At 72.9% G+C, this 11,108-nt stretch carries 8 protein-coding genes; 7 read left to right on the top strand and 1 reads right to left on the bottom strand.

The features are described 5' to 3' along the window. The first annotated feature begins 208 nt into the window (after positions 1 to 208). Positions 209 to 2,503: an immune inhibitor A domain-containing protein gene (locus ACFXA3_RS01955; RefSeq protein WP_385180537.1), complete on the top strand. Its 2,295-nt coding sequence runs from the start codon at positions 209 to 211 to the stop codon at positions 2,501 to 2,503. A 79-nt stretch (positions 2,504 to 2,582) separates the two neighbouring features. Here the strand turns inward: ACFXA3_RS01955 and ACFXA3_RS01950 are convergent, their stop codons facing one another. After that, complete coding sequence (locus tag ACFXA3_RS01950; protein ID WP_385180534.1) at positions 2,583 to 3,800, bottom strand: GDSL-type esterase/lipase family protein; 1,218 nt, start codon at positions 3,798 to 3,800, stop codon at positions 2,583 to 2,585. Positions 3,801 to 4,090: 290 nt separating this feature from the next. On the opposite strand from ACFXA3_RS01950, the gene ACFXA3_RS01945 reads away from it, so the two are divergent. From ACFXA3_RS01945 to wecB, 6 genes are all read left to right on the top strand, one after another. Further along, positions 4,091 to 5,530, top strand: a complete 1,440-nt coding sequence (locus ACFXA3_RS01945; RefSeq protein WP_385180584.1) for an alpha/beta hydrolase family protein — start codon at positions 4,091 to 4,093, stop codon at positions 5,528 to 5,530. Between the two features lie 89 nt (positions 5,531 to 5,619). Beyond that, positions 5,620 to 6,219 carry an acyltransferase gene (locus ACFXA3_RS01940; protein WP_385180531.1) on the top strand — a complete coding sequence of 200 codons (600 nt, stop codon included), beginning with the start codon at positions 5,620 to 5,622 and terminating at the stop codon, positions 6,217 to 6,219. Between the two features lie 426 nt (positions 6,220 to 6,645). After that, positions 6,646 to 7,815, top strand: a complete 1,170-nt coding sequence (locus ACFXA3_RS01935) for a hypothetical protein (protein WP_385180528.1) — start codon at positions 6,646 to 6,648, stop codon at positions 7,813 to 7,815. Beyond that, positions 7,812 to 8,594 carry a WecB/TagA/CpsF family glycosyltransferase gene (locus tag ACFXA3_RS01930; RefSeq protein WP_385180525.1) on the top strand — a complete coding sequence of 261 codons (783 nt, stop codon included), beginning with the start codon at positions 7,812 to 7,814 and terminating at the stop codon, positions 8,592 to 8,594. The genes ACFXA3_RS01935 and ACFXA3_RS01930 overlap by 4 nt, the downstream gene beginning before the upstream one ends. Continuing rightward, positions 8,594 to 9,850, top strand: coding sequence for a nucleotide sugar dehydrogenase (locus tag ACFXA3_RS01925; RefSeq protein ID WP_385180524.1), 1,257 nt, complete (start codon positions 8,594 to 8,596; stop codon positions 9,848 to 9,850). Before ACFXA3_RS01930 ends, ACFXA3_RS01925 begins: the two co-directional genes overlap by 1 nt. Positions 9,851 to 9,854: 4 nt before the next feature. Continuing rightward, positions 9,855 to 10,964 carry a non-hydrolyzing UDP-N-acetylglucosamine 2-epimerase gene (gene wecB / locus ACFXA3_RS01920; RefSeq protein ID WP_385180522.1) on the top strand — a complete coding sequence of 370 codons (1,110 nt, stop codon included), beginning with the start codon at positions 9,855 to 9,857 and terminating at the stop codon, positions 10,962 to 10,964. The last annotated feature ends 144 nt before the right edge of the window (positions 10,965 to 11,108 follow it).

The following is an 11,108-nucleotide window of genomic DNA, read 5'->3' as shown; positions in this document are numbered from 1 at the left end:
ATGTGCTGTTTCTGGACGCCCCCCGGCAGGGCGGGGTGAACCCACCCCCGCCCGGCGCGGCTTCGCCGGGGTGGACCCCCCCCCGCGCCCCCCGCGGCGAACTCATGTCCGGACCGCGATCGCACCGCCCCATGCGCCCTAGCCGTCACCTGTGACATGTGAAATATTACCTGCGCTTCGACCCCAACTCACCGAAAGGTGCGTCACGTTGCGCAGACTACCCGCGGTGGTAGCGGCGATATCCCTCGCCCTCCTCGCCACCCCCGCGCTCGCCGCGCCCGCACCGCCCCCCGCGGCGGCGCAGCAGGCCCCCGAACTGTCCCCCGCCCCGCCGGCCGCCCCGCTGGAGCTCCAGCGCCAGAGCCTGCGCCGGCAGGCCCTCGAAGGCGTCGCCGCGGGCACCACGCCGGCCGAGGCGGACGGCACGCTCCCGCGCCGGGCCGCGGTCGGCAAGCGGTACGTCGAACTCGCGCAGGAGCGCAAGGACAAGGTCTTCGTGATCCTGGCCGAGTTCGGCGACCAGGTGGACACCACCACCGAGTACGAGGGCAAGCCACGCTTCGGCGGCACCCCGGGCCCCCGCCACGACACCATCGCCAAGCCCGCGAAGACCGACAACCACACCCTGTGGCGCAAGGACTTCGGCCAGGCCTACTACCAGCAGCAGTTCTTCGGCACCGATCCCGGCGCCGTCACGCTGCGCAACTACTACCGGTTGCAGTCCTCCGGCCGCTACGACATGGACGGCCAGGTCAGCGACTGGGTGCGGCTGCCGTGGAACGAGGCCCGCTACGGGACGGACAACTGCGCCGAGCCCGGCCAGTGCCGCACCAACTGGGACCTCGTGCGCGACGCCACCAACGCCTGGTACCACACCGAGCGCGCCAAGGGCCGGACCCCGGAGGAGATCAGGGCCCAACTGGCCGAGTACGACGTGTGGGACCGGTACGACGCCGACCACGACGGCAACTTCGACGAACCGGACGGCTACCTGGACCACCTCGTCATCGTCCACGCGGGCAAGGACCAGACCTGGGGCGGCGGCGACCAGGGCAAGGACGCCGTGTGGGCGCACCGCTGGTTCGCGTACTGGGACCAGGCGGGCAGCGCCGGCCCCAGGGGCAACAAGGCGGGCGGCACACCGGTCGGCGATTCCGGCATCTGGGCCGGCGACTACCTGACCGGCGGCGAGAACAGCGGAGTCGGGCTGTTCGCGCACGAGTTCGGTCACGACCTCGGACTGCCCGACCTGTACAGCTCCGACGGGGACAACGCCGTCAACTTCTGGTCGCTGATGTCCACGGCCTCCTACCTCGGCAAGGGGCGCAACACCACCGGCGACTTCCCCGGCGACCTCGATCCGTGGAGCAAGCTGCAACTGGGCTGGCTGGAGTACACGGAGGCCGACGCCGGGCGCAGGACACGCGCCGTGCTCGGGGTGTCCGGCTACAACACCGAGGATCCACAGGCCCTGTTGGTCCACCTGCCGCCGTCGGTGACCCGTACCGACCTGACCGACCCGTACGAGGGCGGCAGCCAGTGGTGGAGCGGCACCGGCGACCTCATGGACAACACCCTGACCCGGACGGTCGATCTGACCGGGGCGCCCGCGGCCCGGCTGGACGCCCGCGTCTGGTACGACATCGAGCAGGACTTCGACTTCCTGACCGTGGAGGCCTCCACGGACGGCGGCACCACCTGGTCGGCGCTGCCCGGCACGGTCGGCGGCGCCGCCGTACCGCCGAAGGGGATCTCCGGCACCTCCGGCGGCTGGGCCGGACTCTCCGTGCCGCTGGACGGGTTCGCCGGGCGTGGGATCCAGCTGCGGCTGCGCGTGACCTCGGACGGCAACACGCACGGCAAGGGCGTCACGTTCGACGACATCCGGATCACGGCGGACGGGCGCGAGCTGCTGCACGACGGCGCCGAACAGGGCGACCACGGCTGGACGGCGCAGCACTGGTCGCGGACGGACGGCCGGACCGGGAGCGCGGAGCACCCGCGGGCCTACCTGGTGGAGAACCGGCGCTACACCGGCTACGGGTCCTACCTGAAGACCGGTCCGTACAACTTCGGCGCGGGCAACGACACCGTGGAGTTCTACCCGTACCAGCAGGGCGTGCTCATCTGGCTCTGGGACACGGCGTACAGCGACAACACCACGAAGGCGCACCCGGGCGCCGGCCTGCTGCTGCCCGTCGACGCACGGCCCGAGCCGTTGCGGAACGCGGACGGCTCCCTGCTCAACGCCCGGGCGCAGACCTTCGACGCGACGTTCTCCACGCGTCCGAGCGACGAGATCGTGCTGCACAAGGCCGGCGTGCCGGTCCTGGTGCCGGCACGGCCGGGCGTCGCGGTCTTCGACGACCGCAAGGGCGGGTACTGGAACGCGGACCTGCCGCAGGTGGGCGTGAGGGTCCCGGACACGGGGACCCGGATCACGGTGGTGAAGGAGGCTTCCGGCGGCGCCCTGACCACGGTCCAGGTCAGCCCGTCGCCCTGACCCCGCCCCGGTGCGGCGCGGGGCCCCGGGCCCCCCCGGGCCCCCCCGCCGCGCGCCCCCCCCCCCCCCCCCCCGGCGGCTAGGCCGTGACGGGGGTGAAGGGGCCGCTCGGGCCGAAGGCCAGTGCGGCGAAGCGGTCGGCGATGCGGCGGTGGGTGGCGGCGTCCGGGTGGAGCTGGTCGGGGAGCGGCAGTTCGGCGAAGTCGGCCTCGCCGTAGAGTTCGCGGCCGTCCAGGTAGTACAGGTGGGGGTCCTCGGCCGCACGCTGCTTCACGATGCGGGACAGTTCGTCCCGGATGACGTTCAGCGTCAGCTTCCCGGCGGCGCGCTCCGCGGGGTCGCCCGCGGCGCGGAACTGGAGCTTCCCGGCGCTGAGGGTGCTGAAGTCCGGGACGCTGGGGCCGGGGGTGTCCTCGTGGATGGGGCACAGGACGGACGAGACGACCAGCAGGGGCGTGGTGGGGTGCCCCTCGCGGAGGGTGTCGAGGAAGCCGTGCACGGCCGGGGTGAAGGCGCGCAGCCGCATCAGGTCGGTGTTGACCAGGTTGATGCCGATCTTGACGCTGAGCAGGTCCGCCGGGGTGTCCCGCATGGCGCGGGCGGTGAACGGGTCGAGCAGGGCGCTGCCCCCGAAGCCCATGTTGACCAGGTCCACGTCGCCGAGGGAGGCGGCGAGCGCCGGCCAGGTCGTGGAGGGGCTCGCCGCGTCCGAGCCGTGGCTGACGGAACTGCCGTGGTGCAGCCACACCCGGCGGCTGCCCCGCGGTGCGGGTGCGACGGGGGCGTCGGTGCGCAGGGCGACGAGTTCGGTGATCTCGTTGTGCGGCAGCCAGATCTCGACGTCCTTGGGCCGGCCGGGCAGGCCCGCGAACCGTACGGTGCCGATCGGGCCGGGCCGGTTCTCCACGGATCCGGTGGTCATGTCGACCTCGCGGACGTTGCCGCCGGTCACCGAGGCCTGGCCGGCGAGGCGCCCGTCGACGATCAGGTCGTACACGCCGTCGGGGCGGGGCGGGGCGCCCACGTACGCCATCTTGGTGCGGAGCGTGTCGAGCTCGATGACGGTGGCCCGGGTCCGCAACGCCAGCCGTACGCCGGAGGGCTGGGCCTGCGCCATGGCCAGCTGCCCGTCGGTGTTCTGCGCGCGGGCCCACGCCGGCAGCCGGTGCGGGAGCACGCCGTGGCCGGTGCGCTCCAGGTCGAGCGCGCCGCGCAGGAGGTCCGCGGTGAGGGGCGTGGTGACGGTCGCGACGGCGGGGTCGTCGGGACCGGGTGTGGATGCATGCGGGTCGTTCATGGTCCCACCCTGTCAACCGAACACCGCATCCGCACAGCGGTTTTCGCGCGGGAGCCGCGGCCCGGGCTGCGGGGTTCGCCGGCGTGGGCGGGGCGGCGCGCCACGGCCCTCCCGTGGGGAGTGCGGGAGGGCCGTGTGCCCGGGATGGTCCGGAGCAACACCATATGCACGGATACGCGCAGCGCGACAGGCATATGACAAAAGAAATGCGACTCAGGTCGCAGGGGCCGCCCGACCCGAGGGGGACGCCGCGGTCCGGCCGGGGCCCCGACCATGGCGGTGTGAAGGCGATGAACCCCTGGGAATGGCTTCTGGTATTCGGTGCCGTCGCGCTGGTGCTGGCGCGGTGGCTTCCGCCGCGTGCGCGGCGGACCGTCACCCTCGGCGCGCCGGCCGTCGTCGCGGTGCCGGGGGCCGTGCTCGGCGTCCTCGGGATGCGGTGGCAGATGGTGCCGGTGCTGGCCGGAGCGGCCGCCGCCCTCCCGTTCGCGCTGGCTCCGCTGCTGCGGCGGCGCGCGCGCCGGGCTCCGTGGTGGCTGGCGCTGCCGGGGTCGGTGGTGTGCCTCGCCCTGATCGCCGCCGGCTCGGGGGCGGCCTGGGCGCTGCCCACACCGGTGTTCCCCGAGCCGACCGGCCGGTTCGCGGTCGGCACCAGCGTGCTGGAGCTGACCGACCCGGAGCGCCCCGAGACCGCCACCGCCGCGCCCGAGGACCGGCGCACGGTCGTCGCCCAGTTCTGGTATCCCGCCCGGCAGTCCCCCGCGGGCAGCCGGCGTGCCCCGTACCTGGGACGTACGGAGCAGGAGGCACGTGTGGTCTCCGGTGCGCTCGCCGAGTACTCCGGGCTTCCCGGCATGCTGCTGGACGGCCTGCCGCGCGCCCGTACGCATGCGGTGTACGACGCCCCGGCGGCGGGCGGCGGGGAGCGGTTCCCCGTCGTGCTGTTCTCCCCCGGGCTGGGCGGCGTACGGACGCAGAACACCGCCTGGGCGGAGGAGCTGGCGAGCCACGGCTACGTCGTCGTCGGCCTCGACCACCCCTACGACTCGGCGGCGGTGGTGCTCGCCGACGGCCGCACGGTCCGTACGGAGGTCTCCGCCACGGGCGACGACGCGGAGGACGAGAGGCGGGCGGCCCGGTGGACGGCGGTCCGTGCGGCCGACCTGAGCTTCGTACGGGCCCGGTTGGAGCGCGCGGACGGCGGCGCGGTCCCCGGTCCCCTCGCCGGGCGCCTCGACACCGGCCGCGTCGCGGCGGCCGGCCACTCGCTCGGCGGCGGCGCGGCCCTGCAGGCGGCCCGCCAGGACCCCGGGTTCGCCGCCGTCATCGACCTGGACGGGTTCCCCCACGACCCGGATCCGCAGCCCTTCCCCCAGCCGGTGCTCGCGCTCACCCAGGCCATCGGTCCGGACACCGACCCGGACTACCTCCCGCACCTCACCCGTGTCCTCGGGCTCAGCAGGGCGACGAGCTACCGCCTCACCGTCCCCGGAGCGGCGCACCTCACCTTCACCGACGCGCCGCTCTACCTGCCGCCGCTCCCCTCGCTCGTCGGCTCCCCGGACCGCACGAAGGGGTCGCGCATCACCGCCGCCGCGAGCCTCGTCTTCCTCGACGGCACCCTGCGCAACCACCCGGCCGGCCCGGGGAGCCAGGGGAGCCCGGCCGGCCCGGCGACCGCCCTGGCGGCCTACGGAACCCTCGTCGTCCACCCCAAGTCCGGTGTGTGAACAGTCGGTTGATCTCCCGGGCGGGCGCCCCGCGCGGCGCATATGCTCCCCCCTTACGTCCGTACCTCCAGCCGTAAGGGGACCGCCGCGTGAGCATCCGCATTCAACCCTCCTCCCAGGTCGACGAGAGCGCCGAACTCGGCGACGGGACCACGGTCTGGGACCTGGCGCAGGTACGGGAGGACGCGCGGCTCGGCCGCGACTGCATCGTGGGGCGGGGGGCGTACGTCGGGCCCGGCGTGCGGATCGGCGACAACGTGAAGCTGCAGAACCACGCCCTCGTGTACGAGCCCGCGGTACTCGGCGACGGCGTGTTCATCGGGCCGGCGGCCGTGCTCACCAACGACTTCTACCCGCGGGCGGTCGATCCGGACGGCCGGCTCAAGCGCGGCGGCGACTGGGAGGCCGCCGGTGTCGTGGTGGACGAGGGGGCCTCCCTGGGGGCCCGGTCCGTGTGCGTGGCCGGGGTGCGCATCGGACGGTGGGCGCTGGTGGCGGCCGGCGCGGTCGTGTCCCGGGACGTACCGGACTTCGCACTGGTCGCAGGCGTACCGGCGCGCCGCATCGGCTGGGTGGGCCGGGCCGGGGTGCGCCTGGTGGAACGGGAGGGCGAACCGGGTGTGTGGGAGTGCCCGCGCACCGGAGCGCTGCACGTCGAGAAGGACGGGTCCCTGCTGGAACGGAACTGACGGTTCGTCGGCAAATTTGAGTCGGTGGCATTTCCTCAAAACCGCAATCAACGAACACCCTTGGGCATACCTTGTCCCTGTACACGGGATCTGAGCAGGCAACAGGCTTTGTTCAGTGGGGGGTTGTACACGACGAGGGCATCGCGGACCAGGTGACGGACGGCGCGCTACGCGCCCGCCCGACGCTGCCGTCCGCGTGCTCCGGTCCGGGGCATCGCTGGGGGGATCCAGTGGGCGGCCCCGGACGGTTCGTGCCATCGGGGGGAACACACCGCCGGCACGTGCGTCGTCATGCGCACTCCCTTCCGCGGAACGACGACCGCCAGGTCTGTCCGAGGAGCGATCAGAGGGGGTAGGTGTGTTGGAGCCGTACAGCTCGGACATGCGAAGTGCGCGCAGCACAGGGGGAACCGGGGTGGGGACCCGGTGAACACCACACGATTAGAGGCACTGGCCCACGAGGACCCGTCGCTGCACGCGCTCGCCGGGCGGCTGCTCGCGCTGGCCGAGGCGGGACTGCCCGGGATGTACCTGCCGGGCGCCGACACCTTCGTCTTCACCCGGGTGGGTACGGTCACCTCCGACGGCGTCCGCCGGATGGAGGCGCGCGGAACCAGCACCCGGTACGCGGCCATCACCGCGCTGGGGGCGCGGTTCCTGCCCGAGGACCGGCAGCGCCCGCTGTTCGGCGGACACACCGTCGAGGAGTACACGGGCCTGCTGGTGGAGCAGCTCCCCGCGGTGACCAACCTCGGCGACGCGGCGCTCATCGCCTGGGCCGCGGCCGAGACCGGCCACCCCAAGCTCGCGGACGCCCTCGCCCGGGTCGCCGCACTGGACGTCCCCGGACGTCCGCAGTACACCGTCGAGGCCGCCTGGGTGCTCTCCGCCCTCGCCGCGGCCCGTACCGCGGTGGACGTGGAGGACCGCCTGGCGGCGGCCCGCGACCGCCTCCTCGCGGCCAGGGCCGAAGACGGCCCGCTGTTCCCGCACGCCACCGGGCCCGGGCTGGTCCCCGGATACCGCTCGCACGTGGCCTGCTTCGCCGACCAGACGTACCCGCTGCAGGCGCTGGCCCGGCTGCACGCGAGCGGTTCGGACCCGGAGGCCCTCGCGGCCGCCGACGCCTGCGCCGCGCGGATCTGTGCACTGCAGGGCGACGGCGGACAGTGGTGGTGGCACTACGACGCCCGCACCGGCGGCGTGGTGGAGGGCTACCCGGTCTACAGCGTGCACCAGCACGCCATGGCCCCGACGGCGCTCTTCGACCTCGCCGACGCGGGCGGCACCGACTTCGGCGCCGCCGTCCGCCGCGGGCTGCGCTGGATGACGGACGTCCCCGAGATCAGCGGGCCCGACGGCACGCCGCGCGAGCCCATGATCCTGGAGAAGTACGGCGTCACCTGGCGCAAGGTCTACCGCGGCGACCCCGCCAAGGCCGTCCGCGCCGCCCGCGGGCTCACCACCAAGGTGGCGCCGCAGGCCCGGCTCTCCCCGCTCGACCGGATGTTCCGCCCCGTCGTGATCGACCGCGAGTGCCGTCCGTACGAGTTCGGCTGGCTGCTCCACGCCTGGCTCGGGGGGCCGCGCAGATGAGCCTGCAAGCACCCCCGCGCCGGACCCTGTTCGGGGTCACCCTCGACGCCCTGACCATGGACGAGACCGTGCAGCGCTGCCTGGAGGCGGTACGGCGCGGCGAACAGATCGAGATCGGCATGGTCAACGCCGCCAAACTGGTCAACATGCGCCGCGACCCGCGCCTCGCCGCGGCGGTCTCCGGCTGCGACCTCGTACTGGCCGACGGCCAGGCCGTGGTGTGGGCCGGCCGGGTCCTGGGCGTACGGCTTCCCGAACGGGTCGCGGGAATCGACCTGTTCATGCGGCTGCTGGCCGCCGCCGAAACCGCGGACGTCCCCGTCTACCTGCTCGGAGCCCGGCAGGACGTACTGGAGCTGATGCTCGGCCGGATCGCCGAGCGCTTCCCGGCCCTGCGCGTGGCCGGCAGCCGCAACGGCTACTTCGACGACGCCGACCAGGGCGCGATCGCCGACGCCGTCGCGGAGAGCGGCGCCCGGCTGCTGTTCCTCGGCATGACCTCGCCCAAGAAGGAGATCTTCACCGCCGGCTACGGCAAGCGCACCGGCGCCCACGTGGTGCACGGCGTCGGCGGCTCCTTCGACATCCTGGCCGGCATCACCAAGCGGGCCCCCGCGGTCTGGCAGCGCATGGGCCTCGAATGGTTCTACCGCGCCCTCCAGGAGCCGCGCCGCCTCGGCAAGCGCTACCTCACCACCAACACCGCCTTCCTCCTCATGACGGTGCGGGAACTCATCCGCCGTACACCGTCTGCCGGTTCCGCGAACAGGAGTCACTGATGCGCGTCGTCGTCGTGGGACAGGGATACGTCGGCCTCCCGCTGGCCATCAGGGCCGCCGAGGTCGGACACCAAGTGATCGGGTACGACGTGGACGCCCGGCGGGTCAAGAGCCTCACCGCCGGCGAGTCGTACGTGGAGGACGTCTCCTCCGAACGGCTGACCCGGGCGCTGGAACGCGGCTCCTACACGCCCAGTGAACTCGCCCGCGACTGCGGCGGGTTCGACGTCGCGGTCGTCACGGTCCCGACCCCCTTACAGGACGGTGCCCCCGACCTGCGGTACATCGAGGAGTCGGCGCACACCCTGGCCCGCTTCCTGCGGCCCGGCGCGACCGTCGTCCTCGAGTCCACCACGTACCCGGGCACCACCGAGGAGCTGTTCGGCCCGATCCTGGAGGACGGCTCGGGCCTCACCGCCGGCGCCGACTTCCACCTCGGCTACAGCCCCGAGCGCATCGACCCGGGCAACACCGTCTGGGGTTTCCAGCAGACGCCCAAGGTCGTCTCCGGAGTGGACGCCGCCTCCCTCAAGGCCGTGGAGTCCTTCTACGCACAGCTCGTCGACAAGACGGTGCCGGTGAGCTCCCCCAAGGAGGCCGAACTGGCGAAGCTGCTGGAGAACACCTTCCGGCACGTGAACATCGCCCTGGTCAACGAGATAGCGATGTTCGCCCGCCACCTCGACATCGACGTGTGGCAGGCCATCGAGGCGGCCTCCAGCAAGCCGTTCGGCTTCATGAAGTTCACCCCGGGCCCCGGGGTCGGCGGCCACTGCCTGCCGATCGACCCCTCGTACCTGTCCTGGCGGGTGCAGCGCGAGCTCGGCCAGAGCTTCCGCTTCGTCGAGCTGGCCAACGACATCAACAGCCACATGCCCGAGTACGTGGCGCGCCGGGTCATGGACGCGCTCAACACGAAGCGCCGCTCGGTCAACGGCTCCAAGATCCTGCTGCTCGGGCTGGCGTACAAGAAGAACACCGGCGACGCCCGGGAGTCGCCTGCGGTACGCGTCTCGCAGCTGCTGCTGGACATGGGCGCCAAGGTCCGCGCGGCCGATCCGCACGTGGTGGAGGGCATCAAGGTCGACTCCCGCCTCGTGCGGGTCGAACCGACCCGCAAGGAGCTCGCGGCGGCCGACGTGGTCGTCCTGCTCACCGACCACGACTCCTTCGACTACGCGATGGTCACCGAGCACGCCTCCTTCGTGCTCGACTGCCGCAACCGGCTCTCCGGACCCACCGTGGAGGTGCTCTGACACCATGCCCAGGATCATCTGCGTGGCCGGAGCACGGCCCAACTACATGAAGATCAAACCGGTGATGGACGCGCTGGAGCGGCACGGCGCCGAAGTGGTCCTCGTCCACACCGGGCAGCACTACGACGAGTCCATGAACGACGTGTTCTTCCGCGACCTCGGCATCCGTCCCCCGGACCGGTACCTGGGTGCCGGGTCCGGCAGCCACGCCCAGCAGACCGGCCGGGTGATGGCGGCCTTCGAGCCGCTCGTCGACGAGCTGGCCCCGGACGCGGTGGTGGTGGTCGGCGACATCAACTCCACCCTGGCCTGCGCCCTGGTCACCGCGAAGGCCGGCCCGCTGCTGGCCCATGTGGAGGCGGGCCTGCGCAGCCGGGACTGGAGCATGCCGGAGGAGGTCAACCGGGTCGCCACCGACCGGGTCAGCGACTACCTGCTGGCGCCCTCCCCCGACGCCGCCGCGAACCTGCGGTCGGAGGGGTACCGGGAGGACCAGATCCACGTCGTCGGCAACGTCATGATCGACACCCTGCTCGCCAACCTCGAACGCGCCAGGGCCTCGGACGTCCTGGACCGGTACGGGCTCAGCCGGGGCGGATACGGCCTGGTCACCCTGCACCGGCCGGCCAACGTGGACGACCCCGCGGCGCTGCGCGGACTGCTGAAGGCCCTGGGCGAGATCGCCGGCCGCTGTCCGCTGCTGCTGCCCGTGCACCCTCGGTCGGCGCAGCGGCTGGCGGAGATCGGGGTCCCCGGCGGGATCCAGGTCGTGCCGGCGGCCGGGTACCTGGACTTCATCGCGCTCCAGGACTCCGCCCGGGTGGTGCTCACCGACTCGGGGGGCGTCCAGGAGGAGACCACCGCGCTCGGTGTGCCCTGCGTGACGCTGCGGGAGAACACCGAGCGGCCGATCACCGTCGAAGAGGGCACCAACGTCCTGGCGGGCACCGATCCGGAGCGCATCACGGCCACGGTGCACCGGGTGCTGGACGATCCGCCGGCCGCGCGCTGCCCCGAGCTGTGGGACGGCCGCGCGAGCGAGCGGATCGCCCGGGTCCTGCTGGACGGCGGTTCCGCACGGACCCGGCCGAGGCCCACCGACCTCGCCCCGTAACACCGGCGGCCACACGCCACGGCAAGAACGCGACAACCGTAATCACCGCAATGAAAGAGCGGGGTGGGGGTCGTGAGACACCACCCCCCCGGGGGGGGAAGACAACGGTAGAGGGGGGAGATGTGCGGGGAGTGGGAGGCGCGG

Source organism: Streptomyces sp. NPDC059456, assembly GCF_042750055.1.
GTDB lineage: Bacteria > Actinomycetota > Actinomycetes > Streptomycetales > Streptomycetaceae > Streptomyces.
This window is presented reverse-complemented; position numbering and strand designations above follow the sequence as displayed.

Coding starts and splice junctions, on each gene's coding strand:
- ACFXA3_RS01950 (WP_385180534.1), bottom strand. CDS start 3,800: ATGAACGACCCGCATGCATCCACACCCGGTCCCGACGACCCCGCCGTC.
- ACFXA3_RS01945 (WP_385180584.1), top strand. CDS start 4,091: ATGAACCCCTGGGAATGGCTTCTGGTATTCGGTGCCGTCGCGCTGGTG.
- ACFXA3_RS01930 (WP_385180525.1), top strand. CDS start 7,812: ATGAGCCTGCAAGCACCCCCGCGCCGGACCCTGTTCGGGGTCACCCTC.
- ACFXA3_RS01925 (WP_385180524.1), top strand. CDS start 8,594: ATGCGCGTCGTCGTCGTGGGACAGGGATACGTCGGCCTCCCGCTGGCC.
- wecB (WP_385180522.1), top strand. CDS start 9,855: ATGCCCAGGATCATCTGCGTGGCCGGAGCACGGCCCAACTACATGAAG.